Here is a 26,066-nt window from a genome sequence, read left to right as displayed (position 1 = left end):
GAGTTTAATGTCATCAACGGCGCAACGGCCGGTCTAACGAAAACAGATGGAGTGACTGTGGAGACAGCAACCCGAAAGGGTGTCGCGCCGACCGGCCGGCACTACTTCATTCTTCCGCGCATGGCGGCGTCGTCATGCGTCGTTCATGCCGTGGCGGCGAAATGCCCGCCAGCGGAGACAGCGATTGCCCGGCGACCCGTGAGCCGTCGCGTGACAGGTCTATCCCGCTGCTGTCCAGGGACCTCTCAGATTCACGGTTCCGTCGGCAACCTCGGTGGGCGCCGACATCTTCCACCGTATGCGAGCGCTGCCGGTTCGCCGGCTTTCGAAGCCGCATCGGTCACTACGATCGCCTGATCACATCCCGCCATGAAAATCACTACCGCACAGCCTGCTCGTCACGCCAACCCGACGGCGAAAGCAACGGCATTGAGTTATCTGATGTTCGAGCGGCCAGACCTCGAGCAGGCAGAACGATTCCTCAACGACTTCGGGCTCCTAAGCGTATCGCGGGACGAAGCGCTCCTGCTTCTTCGCGGTACCGGCGCTTCGCATTTCTGCTACGCCGTGCGCAAGGCGCAGAAAGCTCGCTTTGCCGGTTTCGGTTTGCAGGTCGGCAGTCTGGCCGAACTCGATGCATTGGCCAACCTGCCGGGCGCGTCCCAGGTGCAAGCGTCTGCGCTCGTGGGCGGCGGTTACGTCGTTCAGCTAACCGATCCGTCGGGTTTCCGAGTCGATGCGATATGGGGCCAGTCGCCAGCGGAGGCTTTGCCCCATCGGCAGCCGTTGCCTTTCAATTCCGTCGATGCGGCAGTCCGCATCAACGATACACAGCGGCCGCCCGAACAGCCGCCGGAGGTCATCCGGCTCGGGCATGTCGTGCTCGAACTCGCCGACTATCAGGAAACCTGTGCGTGGTACACGCGCCACTTCGGCTTCATTCCGAGCGACGTGCAGGTGCTTCCCGACGGTTCGCCCGCAGTTGCATTCCTGCGGCTGGATCTCGGTGACGAGCCGGCCGATCATCACACGCTTGCACTCGCACAGGGCTTCGTGGCGACCTACAGCCATAGTGCCTACGAAGTCGTGGACGCCGACGCGGTCGGAATGGGCCAACGCGTTCTGCGCGATAAAGGCTGGACGCACGCGTGGGGCATCGGCCGGCATATTCTGGGCAGCCAGATATTCGACTACTGGCAGGACCCATGGGGCGACAAGCATGAGCACTACTGCGACGGCGATCTGTTCACGTCCGCCGCGCCAACGGGCATTCATGCCGTGAGCCGCGAGGCGATGGCTCAGTGGGGTCCGACGATGCCACGCAGTTTCACGAGGCCCCGATTCACTCCCGCGAGCATTGCCGCATTGATTTCGAATTTGCGACGCTGCCCAGATCTCACGCTGAGCAAGCTGAGGACGCTGGCCAGAATTTTCGCGTGACACCACACCTTTTATTTGAATCCGGAGATCGACCTATGCCAGTTCACGTTCTGCATTACCTGCATGAGGGCCGCGCACATTGGGGCGTCGTGGCCGATGGCGCTATTACGCCCATCCCCGGTGAGTTCAAGTCCACCGCGGAGTTCATCGAGGCCAATCCTGTCGAGCAGTTGCTGTACCTCGACGGCCAGAAGATCTCGGAGTCCGATGTGCAGTGGCTCTCGCCTGTTACGGCCGATCAGCAGTTCATCTGCCAGGGCGCCAATTACCGTCAGCATATGATCGAGTCCGGCTTGGACCCCGATGTGAAGAAGTTCAACATGATCTTCACGAAGGCGTCTAGCTGTATGGTTGCCGCCGATTCCCGGTTGGTAAAGCCCAAAGAGGTGCAGTTTCTCGACTACGAGATCGAACTGGGCCTTGTTCTCAAGCGCAACGTCACGACCCGCCAAACGGTTACCGACGAGAATCTCCACGACTTCGTAGCGGGCATCGTCATCGTGAATGACTATTCGGCGCGCGATATCCAGATTCCGCAAATGCAGTTCTACAAGGGCAAGAGCTACCGCACGTTTGGCCCTGTCGGTCCATACCTCTGTCTGCTTCAACAGCAGGACATTCCCAAGCTGAAGGAGCTCAAGCTGACGCTGACTGTGAACGGCGCGGTTCGCCAGAGCGACTCGACGGCGGGACTCGTCTACGGTCCGGCGGAGACTTTGACTGAACTCTCCGGAGTGCATGACCTGTACGCAGGCGACCTGCTCGCGACCGGGACGCCGTCCGGCTGCGCGCTCATCGTTCCATCGCCCGAGAAGCAGCGCGCCGCGGCGCAACTTCCAGAAGCGGAAAAGTGGCGCATGTTCCTCAAGATGCAGTCCGAGCGGCCGCAGTATCTCAGTATGGGAGACGTGGTGGAAGCGCGTATCGCCAGCCCCGACGGTTCGATCGACCTCGGGGTGCAGCGTAACCTGGTTGTCGCAGAGGCATCATGAAAGGCGTCGCCAACCTACAGGATGTTCTTGCTATCGAAGCGCAAGGACAACCGGCCGACCTGCCGTCAAACACCTACGAGATGATCTGCCGGGGCGCCGCAATCGATCCATCCGCACCGGCGCTTTCGTATTTCGCAACTGCCGACGATTACGCGAACGCGAAGCACTGGACGTACAGCGAACTGCTGCGCGATATCACGCGCACGGCGAACATGCTGTCGCGCCTCGGCGTACAGCGCGCCACCGTCGTCGCCTATGTGCTGCCCAATTTGCCCGAGACGCATTGTGTGATCTGGGGCGGCGAGGCGGTGGGGATCGTCTGTGCGATCAACCCGATGCTCGAAGGCGAGGCGATCGGTCAATTGCTGAAGGCGTCGGGCGCTGCCGTGCTTGTCACGCTGGCACCGTTCCCGGGCACTGACGTCTGGCAGAAGGTGAAGCCGATTCTGCATAAGGTGCCTTCGCTCAGGCATGTCGTGCTCGTCGATCTCGCCGGCGAGTGCTCGCCGCAGCACGAACCTGTCGGCGAGAGTCGCGCCGTGGCCTCGCAGATTGAGTTCCACGATTTCGCGACGGCAGTTGCGCGCGAGTCGGGCGAGGCGCTTTGCACCGCGCAGCAGATGAATGCGGACGACGTGTCCTCCTATTTCTGCACGGGCGGCACGACCGGCTTGCCCAAGATCGCGATGCGCCGACACGGCAACGAAGTGGCCAATGCGTGGAGCGCCGGCCGGTTCCTTGGGGAAAGCGTCGGACCCGGGAAGACGATTTTCTGCGGACTACCGCTCTTTCACGTCAACGCCGTGACGGTGACGGGTCTGCTGCCATTTTCGCGCGGCGCGCATGTCGTGCTCGGTACTGCACAGGGTTATCGGGGCGAGGGCGTCGTCAAGCGTTTCTGGGAAATCGTCGAGCACTACCGGATCAACTTTTTCAGCGGCGTGCCGACCCTCTATGGTTCATTGATGGAGGTTCCAGTCGAAGGCCGGGATATCGGTTCACTCGAATACGCACTATGCGGCGCCGCACCCATGCCGGTCGAGTTGCTCCGCGCATTTCAGGCTCGCACGGGAATAAGAATTCTCGAAGGTTACGGTCTCACGGAAGGCAGTTGCGTCAGCAGCGTCAACCCGCCGCTCGGCGAACGCCGGGCCGGCTCGATCGGTCTGCGTCTGCCCGGTCAGGCGATGAAAGCAGTGGTGGTCGACGAAGCCGGAAGCTACGTCCGGGACTGCGCTGCAAATGAAGTCGGACAGTTGCTGATCTCCGGCCCGAATGTATTCGTCGGCTATGCGAGAGCAGAGCAGAACAGCGGCATCTGGATGGATACGGGAGACGGCGGCCGTTGGCTTAACACGGGCGACCTCGGCCGTTGTGACGCCGACGGTTATTTCTGGCTCACCGGCCGCAAAAAAGAGCTGATTATCCGGGGTGGACACAACATCGATCCCGCGGCAATCGAAGAACCGCTGCATCGTCATCCGGCGGTACGTCTCGCCGCGGCAGTGGGCCGCCCGGATACACACGCAGGCGAGCTGCCCGTCGCCTATGTTGAAATGAAGCGGGGCATGAGCGCAACAGAAGCGGAATTGTTCGATTTCCTGCGTGGCGAGATTCAGGAGCGCGCCGCGCTGCCGAAGGCGATCCGCATTGTCGACTCCATGCCGCTGACGGCTCTCGGCAAGATTTTCAAGCCCTCGCTCAAACGGCGCGAGACGTTAGACGCAGTTGATTGCGCTCTTGCGGCGGTCGGCATCGAAGGCGCCAGCATTAGCGTCGTTGAAGACGCAACAACGGGTCTAGCGCTGCGCGTTGAACTTCCCGATCTCGCGCTGGAGGCTTTGGCCGCCTCGGCACTCGCACGCTTTCCGTTCGCCATTTCGTTTTCTTGTGTGCGCCAGCAGCAGGAGCAATGAAGCCGCCATAGCAGGGACGCGACGATAGGGCATCGCCGCAAGCAAAGACGTTTGCGTGCATTGCCTTTTCATCGCACGTGCAACGATTCAATTAATTTAGTACGACTATTAAAAAGTTAAAAGAATGCCTCACTAATGGCATGGACAAGCCCAATTCGTAACAGTTGCGGCAACTGGAGACAGGAGAAAACAATGATGAAGCAGAGGAGAACCGGCATTGCCGGAGCGGTGGCGTGCGTCTGCGGGATCGCGCTGACTGATGCGGCCCACGCGCAGAGCGCAGGCAGCTTGACGCTGTCGCTCGGATGGTTGCATGTGGCGCCACAGGGCCACGCAACGCCGCTCACGGTCGAGAGCGTCGGCGGGCAGCCGGTGAATCAGACGCTCACGGGCACAGGGGCGCATGCATCGACGTCGGATACGGTGGGGATCACAACCGAATACTACGTGACGGACAACATCGGCGTTGCGGCGCTTCTGGGTTTTCCAGTGAAAGTCGATCTGATTGGGGAGGGGACGTTCGCGAAGTACGGCAATCTCGGCACGACGAAGCCCATGCCGCCGGCGATCGAACTTCGCTATCACCTGTTTTCGGCCGGCTCTGCGTTCCGGCCATTCGTAGGGCTCGGCGTGAACTATACGTGGTTCACACAGGTACGGGCTACTAACAAAGCGTTCGTCGAAGGAAGCTTTGGACCCGGCGGATCGGCGCACGCGACGCTTAGTTCGTCGTGGAATCCGGTATTCGAGCTAGGCGCAAGTTACGCGCTCACAAAGCACTGGTCTGTTGGAAGCAACGTCAACTACATGCCGGTCAAGACCAACCTGACCTTGCACGGGCAGACCGCCACGGGAACCCAGGTCGTGTCGAAATCCACGCTCAGGCTGGATCCCGTCAGCGTTTTCGTGAACGTGGCGTACACGTTCTAGCGCAAGTCCGCCCGCTGCGCTTCCAACACAAAGCTCACATAGGATCGAATGATGAAACGACAGGTCCTCAAGACCATTCTTTTTGCGCTGCCCAAAGTTCTCGAACTGACGGCGCGCCGCTTTCCGGCTTATCGACATCGTTTGAAAGAGCACGACCTGGTCGCCTCGATCGGATTGATGGATGAAAGCATGGGGCGCGCAATCCAGATAAAGAACGGGCGAGTCCGTTCTCTTGCAGACAGGCGCCGAAAGCCGGACGTACGCATCGCATTCAAGGATGTCGCCACCGCGCTCAAATTCCTCTCCCCACGTCCCGATCAGGCCGAGATCGTGCATGCAGCGAAGAATTTCAAGGTCGTGACGGAAGGCGACGACGAACTGCTGGTCTGGCTCATGCAAACACTGAGCATGATGCAAACCGTCAGCCTGCCGATGGGTACGCCGATGCGCGATGGCACGCGGCGCTATGCGACCTGCACGAATGGCGGGCCGTTGTTCGTCTATGTAAAGGATGGCCGCATCGTCCGGGTCACGCCGATAGACCTGGATCGCTCCGATGCAGCAAGCTGGGAGATCGAGGCGCGCGGACGCCGTTTCAGCCCGCCGCGACGAGGCATGGTCGCGCCGCATGCGTTGGCGATCAAGTCACTCGTCTACTCGGACAAGCGCATTCTTCACCCGATGAAGCGGGTCGACTTCGACCCTGATGGTGAACGCAATCCCCAAAACCGTGGCACGTCCGGCTATGTGCCGATCAGTTGGGACGAGGCTCTCGACATCGTCTCGCGGGAGATCAACCGGCAAAAGCGCGTTCACGGTCCCGGTTCGATCACGTTTCCGATGTCTTCGCATCACCAATGGGGCAATGTCGGCTACTACCTGAGCGCGCTGACCCGGTTTGCGAACCTGATCGGGTTCACCCGCGTGGCCGCGAATCCGGACAGTTGGGAGGGATGGTATTGGGGGGCGATGCATCACTTCGGCAACTCGATGCGGGTCGGCGTGCCGTCCGGCTACGGCGGCGTCGAAGATTGCCTGAAGGAAGCGGAAATGATCGTATTCTGGTCTTGCGACCCGGAGAGCACCAATGGCGCATACGCCGGGTTCGAAGGAACGGCGAGGCGTCTGTGGGCGAAGGAGCTTGGTATCGAGTTCGTGCACATCGATCCGCATTGCAATCCGACTGCGCAACTGTTCGGCGGACGATGGATTCCCGTGCGACCGCAAACCGATGCGGCGCTGGCTACTGCCATCATGCACGTATGGGCCATAGAAGGCTTATATGACGAAGACTACGTTGCCACGCGCACGACCGGCTTCGACGAATGGCGTGCCTATCTGCTGGGCGAATCCGACGGTGTGCCGAAGACGCCGGAATGGCAGGAGCCGGAAACCGGCGTTCCTGCAAAAGACGTTCGCGCGCTCGCGCGGCGGTGGGGGAACAGGAAGGTCTATCTCGCCGTCGGCATGACAGGGGCGGGATTTGGCGGCGCGGCACGTGGAGCCACGGGCGCGCAATGGGCGCGCTGCATGGTCATGATGATGGCAATGCAAGGCTGGGGCAAGCCGGGCGTCAATTTCGGCTGCCTGGAGATCGGGGTCCCGCACGATCTGCAGTTCTATTTTCCTGGCTATGCGGACGGCGGCATGTCCGGCGACCTGGCCTGGACCGCGAACGCGGTGAACAACTACCAGCGCATGCCGCATATTCTCACCATGAATCCGGTCAAGCAGATGGTGCCCCGCCAGCAACTGCCCGACGCGATCATCAACGGCCATGCGACCGGATATCTATGGGACGGCATTTCTCAGGAAGCGCAATTTGCGCCGTTCAGTTACCCGATGCCCGGTTACTCGCCCATCCACATGATCTACCGATATGGCGGCTCTGCCTTCAGCACGGTGACCCGATCCGGACGCTGGGCCGAGGCTTACCGGCACCCGAGTATCGAGTTCGTCGTGAACCAGTCGATCTGGATGGAAGGCGAGGCGCAGTTCGCCGACATCATCCTGCCCGCGTGCACGTCGCTCGAGCGATGGGACATTGGCGAATGGTCGAATTCCGGCGGCTACGCACATCATGGTTTCAGCACGGTCAATCATCGCATCATGACCATGCAGCACAAATGCATCGAGCCACTGGGCGAGTCGCGCTCCGACTACGACATTTTCACTGCCATCTTGAGCCGGCTCGGCCTCGGCGGCGTGTTCACCGAGGGATGCAGCGAACTCGACTGGGTCAAGCGCGTGTTCGAATCGTCGGATTTACCCGATCACGTTTCGTGGCGAGATTTCTGCCGCAAAGGCTATTTCGTCGTGCCACCCGAGAAAGCGGAATTACGCCAGCCGCCGGATATGCGCTGGTTCGCGCAGGGCCGTCGCAAGGACTTGCAGGAACCGCATCCGCTGCCGTCGCAGCACGCCGAAAAATTCGGCATGGGACTGCAAACGCCGAGCGGAAAGTTCGAGTTCATTCCCGAACTGCTCAAGCGCCATACCGCGGACAACCCTGAGCGGCCGCCGCTGAACCGCTATATCCCGTCGTGGGAAGGACTGCGCTCGGACCTGGCTCGCCGGTACCCATTGCAGCTGATCGCCACGCACAGCCGTTATAGCTTTCATACGCATTGTGACGGCAAGAATTCGTCCATCAACAGTGTCGAGGATCATCGCGCGCTCATCGGCGGTCACCGTTTCTGGCTCCTCAGGTTGAGCGCGGCCGATGCGGCGATGCGATGCATCGGTCATCGCGATCTCGTCAAGGTCTACAACGACCGCGGAGCTGTGATCTGCGCGGCCGACGTTTCGCCGCTGGTCACCGCAGGGGTCGTCAAGTCATATGAGGCGAGCGCCGAGTTTCAATTGATCGAAGTCGACGGCGAGCGCGTCGAAATTGGTGGTTGCATGAATATGCTGACACCCGACCGGCCCCAAACGGCAGGAACGAGCAGCATGAGCCCAAATTCATGCCTCGTGCAGGTCGAAAGATGGCGAGGCGCCGAAGCGTTTCTGCTCGCCCGCGCAGCGTAAGGAGCACAGCGTGAAAAAATGGAATCTGATTATCAAGGTCGGACGTTGCGAGAACTGCCAGAACTGCGTCATCGCCGCGCGCGACGAGCACGTCGGCAACGACTTCCCCGGTTACGCCGCGCCCGCTGCGGCCGGCGCCGGGAGCCCCATCCGGATCTTGCGCCGTGTGCAGGGCCGCTCGCACATGGTCGACACGACCTACCTGCCCGTGATGTGCAATCACTGCGACGACGCGCCATGCGTGCGAGCGGGTGACGGCGCCGTTCGCAAACGTGCCGACGGCATCGTCATCATCGATCCTGACAAGGCGCGCGGGCGGAAAGATATCGTGAAGTCCTGCCCTTACAAGGCGATTGTGTGGAACGAGGAACTGCAACTGCCGCAGACATGGATCTTCGACGCCCACCTGCTCGACGGGGGTTGGCAACGTCCCAGATGTGAACAGTCATGCCCGACCGGCGTGTTCGAAACGGTCAAGCTGGACGACGCAAAGATGGCGGAAAAAGCGAGGCAAGAAGGGCTGAAGGTTTTGCAACCGCGCCTCGGCACACAACCTCGCGTGTGGTACAGCGGCCTTGAGCGCTGGGAAAGCTGCTTTATCGGCGGAAGCGTCAGTGCCGAGGCGAAAGGCATCGTCGAGTGTGTGGCCGATGCCGTGGTTGTGCTGTACGCGCGTGGCGAGAAGATTGCCGAAACGGTGTCGGACGCGTTCGGCGATTTCCGGTTCCTGGGCCTCGCAAAGGACAGCGGCCTCTACCGGGTGGAGATAGTTCACGCGCTCGGCAAGGCGTCGCGTGAATGTGAACTGGGCGAAAGCGTCTACCTCGGCGACGTCAACGTCGCGCAGCCGGCGACCGCAACCGAGCCCGCGTAACGTCAGGACGAACGTGCTTGCCGGGACGGTTCGCCATTTCCATTCCCGTTTTGTAAATTGACAATGTAATCAGTCATGATTTATATATACAAACATGGCCGGTGCGCCGCTCGGTGCACCGGTAGAGCTGTCGATCAACCCGCCATCTGACACGTTCGCTGAGGCTCGGCGAGTCCAGACGGCAACGTCACCGGTGAGCTATGCGATGAAGCACGAACGCCTGACGCGCGCGCGGAGGAAACAGCAGACGCGAGAGCGTCTGTTCGAGGCTGCGCGGAGCGTTTTCCTTGAAAAGGGTTTGGCCGCGACGAGCGTAGAGGACATCGTCAAGGCGGCGGGTTATACGCGCGGCGCCTTTTACTCCAACTTCCACTGCAAACAGGAACTACTGCTGGAACTGCTCCGTCGCGATGTCGACGAGGCAAGTGCGCGTCTGCAGTCCATGGTCGCGGAGCGGGGCGACGATATGAGCTCGCGCGCGATCGCGTATTACAGCCGCTGCTTTCTGCCAAGCGATTCCTTTCCGCTATGGCTGGAGGCGCATCTCATTGCGCGCCGCGACAGCGCATTCCGGGAGCGCGTGAATGCGCTCCGCCACGAACAACTGGACGAAGTCAGCGCCTATTTGCGAGCGAATGTCGTGCATGGCGGCTGCGAGCTGCCTTTGCCGCCGGACGCCGTCGCGTTGACGCTGATGAGCCTGTGCAATGGCTTGCACTTCTTGAAGATATGCACGCCGCAGGCAGTCGGCGAAGAGGCGATTCAGTCCCTGGTCTGCGAGCTTATTTCAGATGCGCTGCGGCAGCTGTCACCGGAAAAACGTCAGGACGTGAAGTGCACCGGCGTGACAGCGTCGTGCGTCTGAGCCATTGAGCGTGGCCGACCGTCTGTATTAACGAGCGTGATATCGGGGTAGGGCAGAAATCTTCGGTGTCAGTTGAACGCAACGGATCTATAGACGACAAAAAACCCCGTAAGACGTTGACCTTACGGGGTTTCTCGGACTACTGCGGCTTACGCCGGAACAACTGTGGTGCCCAGGAGAGGACTCGAACCTCCACGGTGTTGCCACCGCTAGGACCTGAACCTAGTGCGTCTACCAATTCCGCCACCTGGGCACGTCTTCAAGCTAGAACGCTATTTTAGCGGGCTGATGCAGCGTGTCAATCCCCGCTATAAACAAACTTGGCTTTTACGACTACGAGCAATGCATTGAATGCCGGCGACCGGCAATCAGACTGCATGACCATCAAACCAAACGCTTTGCACAAAACGCTTTTCACAAAAACTAAAGCCGCCCATACAACATGGCGGCTTTAGTTTTGAATCTTGGTGCCCAAGAGAGGACTCGAACCTCCACAGTGTTGCCACCGCTAGGACCTGAACCTAGTGCGTCTACCAATTTCGCCACCTGGGCAGGTGATGAACAGCAAAGACCGCCATTATAGCGGCAGGATGGAGCCTGTCAAGCGTTTCTCAAAACTTGCTTAAACAACCCGCCGACGACGCTGCGCGGGCTTCCTGGCGACTATTGACGGCCCGCGTGGCGCGCCGCACGGGTGTTAGAATGCCTCGCAGTAGTTCGTTGGCACGGTGCACAAGCCCGTCGGACTCAGCCTTGAACGAGCCGGACCCGAGACAGTCTTTTTAGTGCAACGGCAGGCGCGGATCATGCGCGCTGCAAACGCTTCTTAAGCCGAGCCACATCGCCGACCGACGTCCATGCAACGAGAAAAAATCATCGACAAGCCCTTGAGCAAATTTCCGTATCCGATTCCGAGCCGCGAGGAAATCCTCGGCGTCCTGCGTACGAGCGAAGCGCCGCTCGCCGCCAACGACATCGCCGAAGCCTTGTCGATCAAGCGCCAGGAGCGCGAGGGATTCTTCAAGCGTCTCGGCGCGATGGAGCGCGACGGCCAGATCCGGCTCGATCAGCGCAATTTGTATCAACTGACTCATCCGTCGAACTTCGTCGCAGGGCGCGTTCAGGGCCATCGCGACGGCTATGGCTTCCTGATTCGCGACGACGGTCAGGACGACCTGTTCCTGCCCACCGCCGAAATGCAGAAGGTCATGCACAACGACCGCGTGCTTGCGCGCATCGTCGGCTATGACCGGCGTGGCCGGCCGGAAGGGCATATCGTCGAAGTCACTGACCGCGCGAACAAGCGCGTCATTGGCCGCCTGCTGAATGAGAACGGCGCGCTGATCGTCGCTCCCGAAGACAAGCGCATTGGCCACGACATCCTGATCACGCAGAACACCAAGAAGGCCAAGGTCGGTCAGGTGGTGGTCGTTGAGCTGACCGATTTTCCGAGTCGACATTCGCAGCCGCTCGGCCGCGTGGCCGAAGTGCTCGGCGATATCGACGACCCCGGCATGGAAATCGAAATCGCCGTGCGCAAGTACGGCGTGCCGCACGAGTTCAGCCCCGACGCGCTTGCCGAAGCCTCGAAACTTCCCGATGAAGTCCGACCGGCCGACGTGCGTCACCGCGTCGACCTGCGCGACGTGCCGCTCGTCACGATCGACGGCGAAGACGCGCGCGACTTCGACGACGCCGTCTATTGCGAGCCGGTCAAGGTAGGCCGCGGCGATGGTTTCCGCCTGATCGTTGCGATCGCGGACGTCTCGCACTACGTGCATCCGAAGAGCGGGCTCGACGCGGACGCGATCGAACGCAGCACCTCCGTTTATTTCCCGCGCCGCGTCATTCCCATGCTGCCGGAAAAACTGTCGAACGGTTTGTGCTCGCTGAATCCGAGCGTCGACCGTTGCGTGCTGGTGTGCGACATGATCGTCACCGCGCGCGGCGAAGTGAAGGCGTATCAGTTCTATCCCGGCGTGATGCATTCGGCCGCACGTCTGACTTATACCGAAGTCGCCGCGGTGCTGAAGAACACCAAGGGTCCGGAAGCCGCGCGCCGCGCCGCGCTGCTGCCGCAACTGCAGAATCTGTACGGCGTCTACAAGTCGCTATTCGCCGCGCGCCAGAAGCGCGGCGCGATCGACTTCGACACGACCGAGACGTACATCGTCTGCAATGCACAGGGCAAGATCGAACAGATCGTGCCGCGTACCCGCAACGACGCGCATAAGCTGATCGAGGAATGCATGCTGGCCGCGAACGTCTGCGCCGCCGACTTCCTCAAGCGCAACAAGCATCCGGGTCTGTTCCGCGTGCACGCCGGGCCGACTGCGGAGAAGCTCGAGAATCTGCGCACGTTCCTGCGCGGCATGGGCCTCACGCTCGGCGGCGGCGACAAGCCGCATGCAAGCGACTACGCCGCGCTGATGGCGCAAATCCGCGAACGGCCCGACGCGCAGATGCTGCAAACCATGCTGCTGCGCTCGATGCAACAGGCCGTGTACAGCCCCGACAACATCGGCCACTTCGGTCTCGCCTACGAGGCGTATGCCCACTTCACGAGCCCGATCCGCCGTTATCCCGATCTGCTCACGCACCGCGCGATCTACGCGATTCTGCAGGGCCGCAAGTATCAGCCTGAGCCGCCGCAAGGCGTCACACTGAACACGGCGCTGTCGCCGCGCGCACGCGCGATGCAGCAGGCCGACGAGGAAAAAAGCGGCCGCTCGCGCTCGAACAACGTGGCAATCTGGGAAGAACTGGGTCTGCATTGCTCGGCCAACGAACGCCGCGCCGACGAAGCGTCGCGCGACGTCGAGGCATGGCTCAAGTGCTATTTCATGCGCGACAAGCTCGGCGAAGAATATGGCGGCATGGTGAACGGTGTCACGTCGTTCGGCATTTTCGTGCAGCTCGACTCGCTTTTCATCGAAGGCCTCGTGCACGTCACCGAACTGGGCTCCGACTACTTCCAGTACGACGAGATCAAGAACGAACTGCGCGGCGAGCGCACCGGCATTCGCTACCGCCTGTCCGATCGCGTGCGCGTGCAGGTGAGCCGCGTGGATCTCGACGCGCGGAAGATCGACTTCCGTCTCGTGCGGGATACGCCGATCAAGCCGCATCCGGTGCGCGGCGCGGCGGCGGCCGACAAATCATCCGGTGAAAACGGCGGCGCGCGCGTGCGCGCATTGCCGCCGGTCGAAGGCGGCAATGCGGCGGGCGCGCGTCGCAAGAAAGCGGCTCCCGCACAAAGCGCTGCCGTCAAGGAAGCACGCGCCGCGCGCGGTGCCGCGAAGAAGCACGGCGCGGCGCCCAAACCGGCGTCCAAGCCGACGGCGCGCAAGAAGCGCTAAAGCCGCCTCATGGCTTGAACCGCGCGCAGCGGGTACGTCTTGACGTGCCGGTTGCGCGCGGTGTTCGTTTCATCTGCCTGGTTCAATCTGCGGTCAATCCCGCATTCACGCGCTGGCTGGATCGCGCACAGGCAACATATATTCATCACAGCAGCGCGGCGATCCTGCCGGGCTAAATCAAAGGTTGTACAGTCATGGCACGTCACAAGGTTCTATACGGTTTCCACGCAGTCACCGCGCGTATCAGGCACGACGCGTCCACCGTCGAAGATGTCTATTACGACGCCACGCGCAAGGACCGTCGCATGACCGAGTTTCTGCACGTGGCGAAAGAAGCGGGCGTGCGTCTCATCGCCGCCGACGAAACGCGCCTGTGGGGCCTCGCGCACACCGAGCGTCACCAGGGTGTCGTCGCGCGCGCGGGCGACATGCCGCTTGCGCAGAACCTGGCTGAATTGCTCGACGGCATCAACGGTTCGCCACTCATTCTGGTGCTGGACGGCGTGACGGACCCGCACAATCTGGGCGCCTGCCTGCGCGTCGCCGACGCTGCCGGCGCGCACGCGGTGATCGCGCCGCGTGACCGGGCCGTCGGCCTGAACGCGACAGCCGCGAAGGTCGCGAGCGGCGCCGCCGACACCGTGCCGTACATCACCGTGACGAACCTCGCGCGGGCGTTGCGCGAACTGAAGGACGCCGGCGTGTGGGTTGTCGGCACGGCCGGCGAGGCCAACAAAAGCCTGTACGAGACGGAGCTCGACGGTCCCGTTGCACTCGTGATGGGCGCCGAAGGCGAGGGCATGCGCCGCCTTACGCGCGATACCTGCGACGTCGTCATGCAGATTCCGATGGCCGGCACCGTGGAAAGCCTGAACGTATCCGTGGCGAGCGGCGTGTGTCTGTTCGAGGCGGTCAGGCAGCGGGCGGTGAAGAAGTAATTCCGGCCGGCCCGCGGCCTCCACTCCGGTAAACTAGTGTTTTTTACTGCTAGCCGGCATTCCTATGACTCAAGACGAACTCAAGCAACTGGTCGGCCAGGCCGCCGCCGACTACGTCCTCGCCAACGTGCCCGAAGGCTCGTTGATCGGCGTGGGCACAGGCTCCACCGCGAACTGCTTCATCGACGCGCTGGCCGCCAACAAGGCGCGCTATCGCGGCGCGGTGTCGAGTTCGCTTGCCACCACCGCGCGCCTGCAATCGCACGGCATCAAGGTGCTCGATCTGAACGAAATCGATTCGCTGCCGGTTTATGTGGACGGCGCGGACGAGATCGACCACAGCGGCGCGATGATCAAAGGCGGCGGCGGTGCGCTGACGCGCGAGAAAATCGTCGCTTCGGTATCTGACGTATTCGTCTGTATCGCGGATGCGAGCAAACTTGTCGACACGCTGGGCAATTTTCCGCTGCCGATCGAAGTGGTGCCGATGGCACGCACCGCAATCGGCCGCCGCGTGACGGCGCTCGGCGGTGTGCCGGTGGTGCGCGTCACGAAAGAGGGCACGCCCTTTATCACCGACAACGGCAACGAGATCATCGACGTCAAAGGTCTGCGTATTAGCGACCCGCGCACGCTCGAAATGCATATCAACGCGTGGCCAGGCGTCGTCACGGTCGGACTCTTCGCGGCGCGCGGCGCAAATCTGTGTCTGCTCGGCACGGACACCGGCGTGCAAACCGTCGAATACCGCAAGGACTGAGTCACGCGCGAGCCTGCTCACGCGGGCTCGCACGCATCCATCGTTTCAGCAGCGGCACGCGTTCTAGCGGCTCGCCTGAGTATTCGTTCTGTCACCGGGGCGCCGCATGGCGGCCGTCAACGCGTCCATCATTCGCTGCAAATACCGCTCCACCGAAAACTCCGCCTGCGCATCGGTCAGCGCCTGTTGCGCAAGGCGCTGTGCGAGCGCCGGATCCGCGCGCAACGCGACGATTGCCTCCGCGAGCGCCGCTGCATCGCCGGGCTTCACCAGCCAGCCGTTGCGGCCATGCCGCACGATCTCCGTTACGCCGCCTGCGGCCGCCGCGATCACCGGCCGGCCCGCCGCCATGCCCTCGACGATTACACGGCCAAAAGGCTCGGGTTCCGTGGACGTGTGCAAGATCACATTCATCGCTTTCATCCACGTGGGCACGTCGTCCTGAAAGCCCGCGAAATGCACGCGTTCGGCAATGCCGAGCGCGGCGGCCTGGTCGCGCAGACGCTGCGCATAGGCATCCTCACCAAATAGTGGTGCGCCGACCAGAACGAGGTGCGCATCGGGCAATCGCGCCAACGCCTCGAGCGCGATGTGCTGACCTTTCCACGGCGCGAGGCGGCCGAACAGACCGGCAAGCCATGCGTTCTCCGGCAAGCCGAGGCGCTGCCTGAGCGAGCCGATGTCGGTGCCATCCACGCGATCGAACGCGCTCGCGTCGATGCCGTTGTAGACGACCGGTACCGAGTCTGCGGCGAGACCTGTGAGCGCTGCAAGCGACCTCGCCGATGCCTGCGAATTGACGATCACGTGGTCGACCGCAAGCCGCACCGCCCACTTGATGACGCTCAGTTGCACCCGGCCGAAATGCTCGCGCGTGAGAATGTCGTGCTGATACCAGACCACAGGCTTGCGATACAGCACCTTGCCAAGCGCGCCCAGCACAAGCGCTTTTTGTGTGTTGACGAACAATACGTCGAACGCTCGCGCGCGTGCAGCAAGAGCGCGGACCTGCCGCACGATGCCAGGCAGCACGCGCAGGCAGTTCAAAGCCGACGCTTGCCGCGCGATGCCCGAAACCGTCGCGTCGTTCATCACTTGCACGCGGGCGCCGAGCGCTTCCAGACGCATTCGAAACGGACCGTCGGCAAGCAACACGACTTCGCTATGCGATCTGCAATGTTCTGCCAATTGCAGCAACGCGAACTCGGCCCCGCCGAGTTGGCCGCTTTGGTCGACAAAGAGCACGCGCGGCAATGCGCTCGTTTGCCTGACCGTGGGTGCCGACACGCCGGAGCCGACCGGCGCGGCAGGCGCTGCAACTGGATCGATGAACACCGGCGACACGAGCGGCAGCGGGGTAGCGATTGGAGAGGCGTCGAGCGTAGGGCGCATAGGAAGGCGAATTAATTGGTTTTTGTTCGTTCGCAAGAGGCGAATGGCGATGATTAATTATTCGCGTCCCGTCGCGCGTCGAATGTGTGCACGCGCACACGCAGCAAACGAAGCGCCACATACACTCGTTGTTAAGCCCAGAGGCGTTGACTGAGGATAAGGAGATCATGAGAGTTGCGATCGTGCACGACTGGCTCGTCGCACCCGGCGGCGCGGAGAAAGTACTCGAGCAGATCATCGAATGCTTTCCCGACGCGGATCTTTTCAGTCTCGTCGACTTCCTCGAAGACCGCCGGCCGTTGCGCGGCAAACCGGTCACCACCTCATTCATTCAATCCCTGCCGTTCGCGCGGCGCCGCTACCGCGCTTACTTGCCGTTGATGCCGCTCGCGGTCGAGCAGTTCGACCTCTCGGGCTACGACCTCATTATCACGAGTTCCTATGCGGTTGCGAAGGGTGTGCTCGTCGGACCCGATCAAACGCATGTGAGTTACGTGCATTCGCCGATGCGTTATGCGTGGGACCTGCAGCATCAGTATCTGCGCGAAGCGGGATTGACGCACGGACCCAGGTCCTGGCTCGTGCGCCTGCTGCTGCATTACTTGCGTGGCTGGGATTCGCACTCGGCGAATAGCGTGGACCGTCTTATCGCCAATTCGCAATTCGTCGCGCGCCGCATGATGAAAACGTACCGTCGCGACGCGGCCGTCATTCCGCCTCCCGTCGACGTGCAGCAGTTCGAGCTATGCACGAACAAGGAAGACTTCTATCTGACGGCCTCGCGAATGGTGCCGTACAAACGCATCGACCTGATTGTCGAGACGTTCAGCGCAACACCGCACCGCCAGTTGGTCGTGATCGGCGACGGCCCCGAAATGGCTGCGATTCGCGCCAAGGCCGGGCCGAATGTGACGATACTCGGCTACCAGCCGGCCGGCGTGCTCAAGGACTATTTGCAGCGCGCGAAGGCGTTTGTCTTCGCTGCCGAAGAGGACTTCGGCATCGTTCCGCTCGAAGCACAGGCCTGCGGCACGCCGGTCATTGCGTTCGGCAAGGGCGGAGCGCTCGAAACAGTTGTGCCTGTCGGTGAAGCGCATCCTACAGGCGTTTATTTCGGACGACAGACTGTCGTGTCGATGCTCGATGCCATCGACCGTTTCGAGCGGCAGCGCGAGCAGATCACGCCAGCCGCTTGCCGTGCGAACGCGGAGCGGTTCTCGTCGGCTGTGTTTCGCCGCGCGTTCATGGCCGAGGTGACGCGCACGATCGCCGCGGCGGGCTTGCGCAGTGAGGCGGCGGTAGTGGAGAGAACTGGCGCCGATCTCATCGCCGACGAGGTTGGCTGGCCTGCCCAGCCGGCGTCGCGGAGCAGTTGGGGACGATGAGCCGAGGCTTTCGCGAGCTTCCTTGCTCGGCGATTCAAACCTGTTTCAGCAGGGGCAGCATATCGAACAAGCCGCCGGGCGATGCCACCCGAGCGGCTATCCGGGGGGAGGCGCCAGCGTGGGTCATGGCCGCCTCGATACACGGTCTTCGACGCGGCGACAGCCGGCACGGATTGTCGCGGCGATTTATTACAACAGGCAGTCGTTATTCGTTCGTCACGTGGTGACGCATGCGAGCACGACCTTTGGACGAGGATGAACCTACACTCATGAATGCCGATCGCCTTCCGGGATCCTTTCCCGACATTGCTCAAAGCTGGGCCGCCCTGCAGGCTCACGTGCCCATTACTCCCATTCGCAACGAGCATGATTACCAGACGATGGTCGAGCTCGCCAGCGCGCTTGCCGCCCATCTGAACGGCAAGGAGGACGATCCGCTTGCCGATCTTCATGCGATCGTTTCGGAGCTCGTCCGCGCCTGGAAAGCGCAGAATACGACGCTTCCGAAAGGCGAGCCGCGCGAGGTATTGCGGCACCTGCTGGAGACCCACGGTCTCAAGCAAAAGGATCTGATGGGCATCGCGTCGCCGACGGTGGTGAGCGATATCCTGGCGGGCCGCCGCTCGATCAGCAAGAAGGTCGCTAAAGCGCTTGCCCAGCGGTTCCAGACAGACGTCAGCGCATTTCTATAAGGCCGTAGCCGGGCGGCGCCGATCGTCCGCGGTCCGTCTGTGCGGCTCGTTTCACTCAGAACGTCTCACTCGTTCTGCGCCGGCGGTTTTCCGCTGTCGGCGCCCTGTCTGCTATAGCTCCAGCACTCTCACCATTACATCATCGCGCGTCGACGCGGCAATAGAAGAAAGGGCCGCGTCTCCATGGAGCGCGGCCCTTGATCGCTTACCGTTTATCGCTTGCAGCGTGAATCAGCCCGTCTTGCCGGTGTCGTCAGGATGGGCAGTCGCGTACGTGTATGCATAAGCATAGTCGTACGTACCGTTTTTATTGTGGCTCTTCAGCGGTACGGCGTTCATCACGCCACCGACCACGCGCGCGCGTGCACGGCGCAGCTTCTTCAACGCTTCCGCGAGATGGCCTTCGGTATGCGCGCCGGCGCGCATGACGAGCACCGTCGAGCCCGCGAGATTCGCGACCACTGCGGCGTCGGCGACCGCGAGCAGCGGCGGCGTATCGACGATGATCAGGTCGAACTGCTGTTCGAAACGCGCAAGGATTTCACTGAACCGCGACGAGGTGAGAATCTCCGACGGATTCGGGGGATAAGTGCCCGCGGCGATGAAGTGAAGACCCGCGACGCCCGTCGCGCGTGCCGCCGTTTCAAGGTCCACCTGGCCTGTCAGCAACTCGGTGAGCCCGCCTTCAGGGGAGCGGCCGAGATACTGTGCGAGACGACCGCGCCGCAAATCCGCATCGATCAGCAGCACGCGCTTGCCCGATTCGGCGATTAGCGCCGCGAGGTTCGCGCTCAGGAAACTCTTGCCGTCGGACGGCGCCGGACTCGTAATCGCGATGATGCGGTTCGGCGCATCCAGCAGGCCGAACTGCAAAGTAGCGCGCAAGCCGCGCAAGCCTTCGACAGTCGTGTCGTACGGATGCGTCTTCACGAGCAGCGGGCGCACCGGCGTCCTGCCCGACGAGACCACCGTTTGTGTGCCGACCGGCTCGCTGCGCGCTTCGTCTGCTGCTGCATTCGCGCGCGAGCGGGACGACAACAGTCCCGCGATGCCGCTCGGGGACGCAGTAGCATCTTCCACTTCGGTCGGCCGCGAGCGAGGCGCGGCGAGAGCGGCTCCGCGCGTCGCGCTCAACTGCCGGTCGCTGCGCGCCTGTTCCGGACTGAACGTGATCGCGCCGAAAATCGGCAACTGGAAGCGGCGTTCGACAAATTCCGGATCGGCCACGCCGGTAAAGAACTTGCGCCTGCAATACGCGAACAGAATGCCGCCGATCACGCCGAGCAGCGTGCCCGCAGAAATCACGAGTGCCGACTTCGGCCGCACGGGCTTCGACGGCAGCAACGCTTCGTCGACGATGTGAACGTTGCCGATCGTGCCGGCCCGCGAGATCGACAACTCCTGAATCCTGTTGAGCAGCGCCACGTAAATCTCTTCGGCGACTTTCGCATCGCGTTGCAATGCGAGCGCGTTACGCTCGGAACTCGGCAGCGTCGTAAAGTGGTCTTCGAAGCGCGCTTTCTCACGGGCCATTGCCGCCAATTGCGAGTCTACCTGCAGCACTTCCGGGCTTTCAGGTGTGAAACGCTGCAGCAATTGCGCGCGCTGAATGCGCAGCGCCGCGATCTGCTTTTCGTAGTCGAGGCCACCGGCGAGATACACGCCCGCTTCCTGAGTCGGCTGGAACGAACCGACTTTCGACTGATACTCCGATAGCGCGGTTTCCGTCTTCTTTACCTCGTCGCGCAGCCGCGGCAGTTCGCTGTTGAGAAAGTCGAGCATGTGGCTCGCTTCTTCCTGTGCGCGTTCGGTGCGCTGCTTCAGATACGAGGCGGCCACCGCGTTCGTGATCGCGGTGATCGCATGGGCGTCGGTACCCGAATACGACAATTGCACGACGCCCGTGTCACGGCCTTTCTCGGTGACCTGCAACGCAGTGGACAGGCCCGATACCGCGTCAAGCTGATTGAATCGCGTGATGTAAAACTCGGTGCCGGGACGCGCCACCAGTCTTTTCACCAGCAGCGTGATGTCGTGGCCTTGCGCCTGCACGCCGGCCACGCCGGTCAACAGCGTTGCACCGCGCGCATCGGTCAGTACGTAGTGGCCCTTGTCGAGCGCGCGCAGCGTCAGTTGCGCGCCTTCGAGCGCCTTCGGCACGACGATCGAGGCAACCTCGAACTGCTCTCCGCCCCACGCATATTCGGTCAGTCCGAACGGTGCAGCGAACGGGTGCCCCGGGCTCGCGAACAGCGAAGCAATCTTGCCCAGCACCGGCACCGTGTTCGCCGATGTGCTGAAGTTCAGCTTGAATTGCTCGACCACCGGCTCGACCACCGCGCGGCTCTTGATGATTTCGATCTCGGCCTCGGTGCGCATCGGGCCCACGCTCGGCGTCAACGAAAGCAGCTTCTGACCTTGCGGGTTGTTGCCGCTGCTCTGCGCATCGACCTGAAGCAGCGCGTCGGCCGAATAGACCGGCGTGGCGATCTTCGTGTAGACGACTGCGGCGAGGATCACGCTGCCTGCAATGCCGATTACCCACCAGATCTGCTCCGTAACCGTGCGCAGCAGATCGCGCATTACAGCGTCTTCGTCGCCGCCCGGCGCCGGCCCGTGGTCCAGCATGTCATACGTACTCATGTCGATACTCCGTTGCAAGCAATTTATCTGGACAACTGGACGGTGTAGAACAGCGACTGGAGAGTCGGCGTGATCTGTTCGAGTGCGCGATTGAAGCGCGCGGCATTCGACACTTGCACGTACACCACGTCCTTCGGTTGCAGATCGAACTTGGTCATTAGCATCAACGCGTCCACTTGCGTCATATCGAGTTGATAGACGTCCGGCGTCAGCGTTTTGTCGGCGCCACGCACCACATAGACGTAGCGCGGATCGCCGGTCTTCACATCGAGACTGCCTGCGCCGGTGAGTGCGTCGGCGAGCGTGAGACGGCCGCGGTTCATCGGCAGCGAAGTCGGCTTGTTGACTTCGCCGAGCACGAATACGCGGCTATTCGAGCGATCCGGCACGTCGATGATGTCGCCGTCCTTCAGCAAGACGTTCTGCTGCGGATCGCCGGTTTCGAGTAGCGCCGCTACGTCGACCGTATGGCGTTTGCCGTCGCGCGTGACGCCGACGTTCTGCAGATCGGCGTCGGGCAGCGCGCCTCCCGCGCGGTTGATCGCGTCGAGCACGGTGAGCGGCGCATCGGTGATTGCTTCGGACGCGGGCGTGCGCAGGTTGCCGGTCACCTGCACCGACTGACTGTTGAAGCCCGACACGCGCACGTCGAGTTGCGGGTCCCGAATCGTGCGCGCGAGACCTTTCGTCAGCGCTTCCTGAACCTGTTGCGCGGTCATGCCTTGCACCTTGATGCGGCCCACGCGCGGAAAGAAGATCGTGCCGTTGTTGGCGACACGCACCGTAAGACCGCCTTCGCCGCTGCTCATCGTGGTGGGCGCGATGGGCGTCGCGCCTTGCGTCTGCGTGGGGCCGGGCGAGGGCGCAGCGCTACCTCCGGGCAACGGCGGCGTACCGGTTGCGAGGCCCACGCCGCCCGTCAGTTCGGGGTGATCCCAGACGATGATGGTCAACTGGTCGCCTATCCCCAGCCGATACTCGTAAAGGCCGCGCGTTTGCGGTGTAAGGCACGTCAACGGGCAGACGGCGGGAACGGTGGCCGCGCGTTGCTCGCGGAAATAACCGACGTCGATTGCGTGCACCGGAAACTTCTCGGCGGTCTGCTCGGGCGGTGCCGGCGGTTCCAGCCGTTTCGTGTCGAGGTATGGTCCGGGCGCCAGTGAACAGGCGCATAGAGATGCAGCCGCGAGCGTCGCGGCAATTGTTTTGATAGTCATTTTATGGTCCCTTCGCGTGTAGCCGGTACGTCGATGGTTAGCGCACCGCTTCCTGCCATGCCCCGCGCATTGCGCGTAAACCCACTCGCCATTTGCGAAGCGCAAGCGCCAGTCCGCCGCGCTCGAATGCCAGCGACAATGCACGCAGGAACCCCGGGTCCGCGCGATCGCCGATTAGCGTCGAATAAGCGACGAACGCCCATCGGCCAGGCGGCGTCAGGTGTTCGCACATGATGAGTCGGAGATTGAACGACGCGTTATAAAAAGCCGCGTCGTTAAATGTGAAGCGCTGATCTTCGTCGCCGCGTTGAGCGGGAAAATGTTCGACGAGCAGCGCCGGGTCGTAGACGAGCTTCCAGCCGCGCCGCCGCACTTCGAGGCTGAAGCCCATTTCGCAATGAACCTGCGCGCCGCTGCCCCGCAAGCGCGCGTCGAAGCGCAGTGTGCCGATCGCCTCGCGGCGAAACGCCATGTTCACGCCTTTGAGCACGTGAACTTCGCGCGCCTGGCCGTGGCCGATGTGATGATTGCCGATCGTGCGGCCATACCATCGCACGATGCCGACGCACGGCTTCTGCCCCTGCAGGATGCCATTGCGTTCATGCACGATGTCGCGCCCGCCGAGACCGCCCAGGCCCGGATCGCCCTGGAATGCGCGGGCGATTCGCGCGACCCAATCGGAATGCGGAGCGGCGTCGTCGTCGGTAAAGCACAGCACGTCGCCACATGCGCTTTCGATGCCGAGATTGTATGCGGCCACCACGCCCGGCTTATGCACGAGCACGACATAGCGGCGCGGATCGGGCCGGATGGCTTCGCGTGTGCGAAGCCAGTCGAGCGTCGCATGGTCGTCGTGACGAGCGATGACGATCACCTCGTCAGGGCGGCGGTCCTGTGCGTCGAGCGCGGCGAGGCACCGCGCCAGATCGGCGGTGCGTCGATACGTCGGCACGATCACGGAGACTTTCACGAGCGGTTCACGTAGCGGCATGATCAGAATGCATTGCGGCCGACAAAGCCCTTGAAGATCGTGATGAAGACGATCTTCATGTCGAACCAGAACGACCAGTTGTGGATATAGAAGAGGTCGAACTTCACGCGCGCTTCCATCTTTTCCACTTTGCGTGTTGCGCCGCGATAGCCGTTCACCTGCGCCCAACCCGTGATGCCGGGCTTGATACGGTAGCGGTACATGTAGCCGTACACCTGGTCCTTGTAGAGATCGTCGTGCTCGATTGCGTGCGGACGTGGGCCGACCACCGACATCTGGCCGAGCAGCACGTTCAGAAACTGCGGCAGCTCGTCGAGGCTCGTGCGGCGCATGAAGCCGCCGAGCTTCGTCACTCGCGCGTCGTTGCGAGAGGCCTGGGTGAGCTCGCCATGCGCCTCCTGATGCACGGTCATCGAACGGAACTTGTAGATCGAGAACGTCTGGCCGTCGGCGCCCTTACGGGTCTGGCGGAAGAACACCGGTCCTCGCGAAGTGAGCTTGATGCCGACGGCAAGCACCAGGAAAACCGGCGCGAGCGCGATCAACGCGGCCGCCGCGAAGAGGCGGTCGAAGATCAGCTTCGGCCACATCTGCGGCGGCGAGAACGGCGGCGCTCCGAGGTTCAGCGTGGGCAAGCCCACGACGTCGACGAGCGAGTGGTTGAAAAGCGAGAGGCTGCGTACATCGGGAATAAAGCGCAGATTCACGAAGTCGTTCCGGAACATGCGCTGGAAACGATAGATCATGCGTTCTTCTGATAAGGGTAATGCGAGCCACACTTCGTTCACGTTTTCGTCTCGCACTTTTGCGGCAAATGCGTTCAGGTCGGTCAGTACCGGCAGACGGTTCAGACGCGCGCCGTAAGCGCCGGACGCTTCGATGCCCGCATGAATGCTGGTGTGAATGCTGCTATCGAATACACAGACCGGCTTGAAGCCCGCTTGCGGCGCGTGTTCCAGATGGGCAAGCAACGTGCGCGCAAACCCGGGGGCACCGACGATTGCAACCGTGCGGAAATTCATGCCGCGGCGCCGTACACTGCGCAACGCCACGTGCACCCCGCATTTGGTCGCGATGATCAGCACGCCCGAAATCAGCGTTGAATAGGCGAGCCACAAACGCGACACTTCATCCATGCGATGCAGCGTGAATGCAAGCAGCAACGCACCGGCAACGACGGCGAGCCATGCAGCCGCGACTCTTGCGAGCATCGACATCAAAGGCTTGCCGCGCCATGTTTCGTACACGCCGAAGCCGGGAAACATCAGCAGCACCAGCACGCAGTTGAACGCGATCAGCAGGCGTTCCGTATCCGGCAATGCGGCGAGCGTCGAAAACCGCATCCAATGGGCGAGCAGGCCTCCCGCGATCACGAAGATTGCGTCGAGGCATCGCGCAGTATTCCTGAACATTATTGACTCTGCGAGGTAGTCGAACGGTGCGGTGTTTTATTCGACAGTCTCAGCCTGGCGCAGGCGCGGCAGAAGGCGGTCGAACTCGCGCTTGACGAGTCCGTAGCATTCGCACGCACGCGCTTCGAGCCCCTTGCGGTCGAGCACCTTGATATGCCCGCGGCTATGATGGATCAGGCCTTCGTCATGCAGCTTGCCGGCCGCTTCGGTAATGCCCTCGCGGCGCACGCCGAGCATGTCGGCGATCAATTGCTGCGTGACCGTCAGATCGTTCGACGCGACACGGTCTACTTCGATGAGGAGCCACCTGCACAGTTGTTTGTTCAATGCGTGATGACGGTTGCAGGCTGCCGTTTGCGCGACTTGCGTGAGCAGAGCGTGCATGTAGAGCAACATCAGCCGGCGCAGGAAATCGGAGCGTGCGAATTGCTGTTTCAGAGCTTGAGCGCTCATCCGGTACGCGAAGCCCGCGCATTGAACCTGCACGCGATTCGGCATGGTCTCGCCGCCCGTGAGCACCGGCACACCCGTCATGCCTTCGCGGCCGACCGCGGCGATTTCCACCGAGCTGCCGTCTTCCATCGTCGACAGCATCGAAATGATTGCGGTAGTGGGGAAGTACACATGGTGAATACGTTGGCCCGAATCGCAGAGCAGTTGCTCAGTGCGTAGATGAACCAGTTCGAGGTGCGGAGCAAGTGCTTGCCATTCGTGTGACGGCAATGCGCCGAGCAAATGGTTTCCATGCAGATCTGATTGAAGTGTCAACATGATCGGTCCTCGCGTGAAGGCGCGCGTGTTCGCGTCTTCCTGTTTTTGATCCGATTCCCGCATCCTTTTATAAGTCCGCTGCATTGCGCGCAGCGGAGGATGAATGGAACCGGCCCCGTATTTGCCTGATGCGCGACGCCGTTTTCGTTGCTCCCCAGCGGCGTCGCGGTGTCGCGTTCTCCTATTAGCGAGGACTGTGCCAACCATGGGGAAAAGCCTGACTGGTGCGACGCAGCGAGGACGTCAGTGTGGGTTGGCCCACCCAGATGCGGCTTTTTGTTTCAATTCTGTACATCGGTCATCCTGGAAGCCGGCGTCGTGAGCGCTGTTTTAATATGAGCCAAGTGCTTGATCCTATTGGATTCGCACCCACTGGCAGGGGTGTCGCGCAGCAATCGCCGGGGTGAACCGGGCCTTTCCAGGCACCGCTTCACGCGATGTCCGCGATGTGCCGGAATT

General features: G+C 61.9%; 18 protein-coding genes and 2 tRNA genes. 12 read left to right on the top strand and 8 right to left on the bottom strand.

The features are described from left to right. Nucleotides 1-369 precede the first annotated feature (369 nt). The 7 genes from ACTJLB_RS21925 to ACTJLB_RS21895 all read left to right on the top strand — a co-directional run bounded on the left by ACTJLB_RS21925 (nucleotide 370) and on the right by ACTJLB_RS21895 (nucleotide 10,047). Nucleotides 370-1,440 (top strand): VOC family protein, encoded by a 1,071-nt coding sequence (locus ACTJLB_RS21925; protein ID WP_440784437.1) that lies wholly within the window; start codon nucleotides 370-372, stop codon nucleotides 1,438-1,440. Nucleotides 1,441-1,475: 35 nt separating this feature from the next. Further along, the gene (locus ACTJLB_RS21920) at nucleotides 1,476-2,432 is read left to right on the top strand and encodes a fumarylacetoacetate hydrolase family protein (protein ID WP_440784436.1); all 957 of its coding nucleotides are present in this window, start codon (nucleotides 1,476-1,478) and stop codon (nucleotides 2,430-2,432) included. Further along, nucleotides 2,429-4,348: an acyl-CoA synthetase gene (locus ACTJLB_RS21915; RefSeq protein ID WP_440784435.1), complete on the top strand. Its 1,920-nt coding sequence runs from the start codon at nucleotides 2,429-2,431 to the stop codon at nucleotides 4,346-4,348. Before ACTJLB_RS21920 ends, ACTJLB_RS21915 begins: the two co-directional genes overlap by 4 nt. Nucleotides 4,349-4,540: 192 nt before the next feature. Next, nucleotides 4,541-5,278, top strand: a complete 738-nt coding sequence (locus tag ACTJLB_RS21910; RefSeq protein WP_088174632.1) for an OmpW/AlkL family protein — start codon at nucleotides 4,541-4,543, stop codon at nucleotides 5,276-5,278. 51 nt (nucleotides 5,279-5,329) lie between these two features. After that, on the top strand, nucleotides 5,330-8,308 hold the full coding sequence (locus ACTJLB_RS21905) for a molybdopterin-dependent oxidoreductase (RefSeq protein WP_440784434.1): 2,979 nt from the start codon (nucleotides 5,330-5,332) through the stop codon (nucleotides 8,306-8,308). A gap of 10 nt (nucleotides 8,309-8,318) precedes the next feature. Further along, the gene (locus ACTJLB_RS21900; protein ID WP_440784433.1) at nucleotides 8,319-9,182 is read left to right on the top strand and encodes a 4Fe-4S dicluster domain-containing protein; all 864 of its coding nucleotides are present in this window, start codon (nucleotides 8,319-8,321) and stop codon (nucleotides 9,180-9,182) included. A 205-nt stretch (nucleotides 9,183-9,387) separates the two neighbouring features. Further along, nucleotides 9,388-10,047 (top strand): TetR/AcrR family transcriptional regulator, encoded by a 660-nt coding sequence (locus ACTJLB_RS21895; protein ID WP_440784432.1) that lies wholly within the window; start codon nucleotides 9,388-9,390, stop codon nucleotides 10,045-10,047. Nucleotides 10,048-10,213: 166 nt separating this feature from the next. On the opposite strand, the gene ACTJLB_RS21890 is transcribed toward ACTJLB_RS21895, so the two are convergent. Both ACTJLB_RS21890 and ACTJLB_RS21885 read right to left on the bottom strand, forming a co-directional pair. Then, a tRNA-Leu gene (locus ACTJLB_RS21890) sits at nucleotides 10,214-10,300 on the bottom strand. A 212-nt stretch (nucleotides 10,301-10,512) separates the two neighbouring features. Continuing rightward, a tRNA-Leu gene (locus ACTJLB_RS21885) sits at nucleotides 10,513-10,599 on the bottom strand. 305 nt (nucleotides 10,600-10,904) lie between these two features. On the opposite strand from ACTJLB_RS21885, the gene rnr reads away from it, so the two are divergent. The 3 genes from rnr to rpiA all read left to right on the top strand — a co-directional run bounded on the left by rnr (nucleotide 10,905) and on the right by rpiA (nucleotide 15,104). Beyond that, a complete protein-coding gene (gene rnr / locus ACTJLB_RS21880) occupies nucleotides 10,905-13,406 on the top strand; it encodes a ribonuclease R (RefSeq protein ID WP_020065732.1) in 2,502 nt (833 codons plus the stop codon). A gap of 194 nt (nucleotides 13,407-13,600) precedes the next feature. Further along, the gene (gene rlmB / locus ACTJLB_RS21875; protein WP_310065340.1) at nucleotides 13,601-14,344 is read left to right on the top strand and encodes a 23S rRNA (guanosine(2251)-2'-O)-methyltransferase RlmB; all 744 of its coding nucleotides are present in this window, start codon (nucleotides 13,601-13,603) and stop codon (nucleotides 14,342-14,344) included. Nucleotides 14,345-14,408: 64 nt separating this feature from the next. After that, the gene (gene rpiA / locus ACTJLB_RS21870) at nucleotides 14,409-15,104 is read left to right on the top strand and encodes a ribose-5-phosphate isomerase RpiA (RefSeq protein WP_440784431.1); all 696 of its coding nucleotides are present in this window, start codon (nucleotides 14,409-14,411) and stop codon (nucleotides 15,102-15,104) included. A 63-nt stretch (nucleotides 15,105-15,167) separates the two neighbouring features. On the opposite strand, the gene ACTJLB_RS21865 is transcribed toward rpiA, so the two are convergent. After that, the gene (locus ACTJLB_RS21865) at nucleotides 15,168-16,496 is read right to left on the bottom strand and encodes a glycosyltransferase (RefSeq protein ID WP_440784430.1); all 1,329 of its coding nucleotides are present in this window, start codon (nucleotides 16,494-16,496) and stop codon (nucleotides 15,168-15,170) included. Nucleotides 16,497-16,663: 167 nt separating this feature from the next. Between ACTJLB_RS21865 and ACTJLB_RS21860 the strand changes: the two genes are divergently transcribed. Next, entirely contained in the window at nucleotides 16,664-17,881 is a 1,218-nt protein-coding gene (locus ACTJLB_RS21860; RefSeq protein ID WP_440784429.1) for a glycosyltransferase family 4 protein, read from the top strand. Nucleotides 17,882-18,150: 269 nt separating this feature from the next. Beyond that, the gene (locus ACTJLB_RS21855) at nucleotides 18,151-18,573 is read left to right on the top strand and encodes a helix-turn-helix domain-containing protein (RefSeq protein WP_020065737.1); all 423 of its coding nucleotides are present in this window, start codon (nucleotides 18,151-18,153) and stop codon (nucleotides 18,571-18,573) included. Nucleotides 18,574-18,804: 231 nt separating this feature from the next. Here ACTJLB_RS21855 and ACTJLB_RS21850 read toward each other — a convergent pair whose 3' ends face one another. The 5 genes from ACTJLB_RS21850 to ACTJLB_RS21830 are packed head-to-tail and all read right to left on the bottom strand — an operon-like array spanning nucleotide 18,805 to nucleotide 25,607. Continuing rightward, nucleotides 18,805-21,216 (bottom strand): polysaccharide biosynthesis tyrosine autokinase, encoded by a 2,412-nt coding sequence (locus tag ACTJLB_RS21850; RefSeq protein ID WP_440784428.1) that lies wholly within the window; start codon nucleotides 21,214-21,216, stop codon nucleotides 18,805-18,807. Nucleotides 21,217-21,239: 23 nt separating this feature from the next. Further along, nucleotides 21,240-22,433, bottom strand: a complete 1,194-nt coding sequence (locus ACTJLB_RS21845) for a polysaccharide biosynthesis/export family protein (protein WP_288823917.1) — start codon at nucleotides 22,431-22,433, stop codon at nucleotides 21,240-21,242. A 37-nt stretch (nucleotides 22,434-22,470) separates the two neighbouring features. Continuing rightward, a complete protein-coding gene (locus tag ACTJLB_RS21840) occupies nucleotides 22,471-23,424 on the bottom strand; it encodes a glycosyltransferase family 2 protein (RefSeq protein WP_440784427.1) in 954 nt (317 codons plus the stop codon). 2 nt (nucleotides 23,425-23,426) lie between these two features. Next, complete coding sequence (locus ACTJLB_RS21835; RefSeq protein WP_020065741.1) at nucleotides 23,427-24,836, bottom strand: undecaprenyl-phosphate glucose phosphotransferase; 1,410 nt, start codon at nucleotides 24,834-24,836, stop codon at nucleotides 23,427-23,429. A gap of 36 nt (nucleotides 24,837-24,872) precedes the next feature. Next, the gene (locus ACTJLB_RS21830; RefSeq protein ID WP_006048767.1) at nucleotides 24,873-25,607 is read right to left on the bottom strand and encodes a Crp/Fnr family transcriptional regulator; all 735 of its coding nucleotides are present in this window, start codon (nucleotides 25,605-25,607) and stop codon (nucleotides 24,873-24,875) included. Nucleotides 25,608-26,066 lie beyond the last annotated feature (459 nt).

It is taken from the genome of Paraburkholderia sp. 22098, from assembly GCF_052045935.1.
Classification (GTDB): Bacteria; Pseudomonadota; Gammaproteobacteria; order Burkholderiales; family Burkholderiaceae; genus Paraburkholderia; species Paraburkholderia caledonica.
The sequence above is the reverse complement of the archived record's forward strand: the minus strand, read 5'-3'. Positions and strand labels throughout refer to the sequence as shown.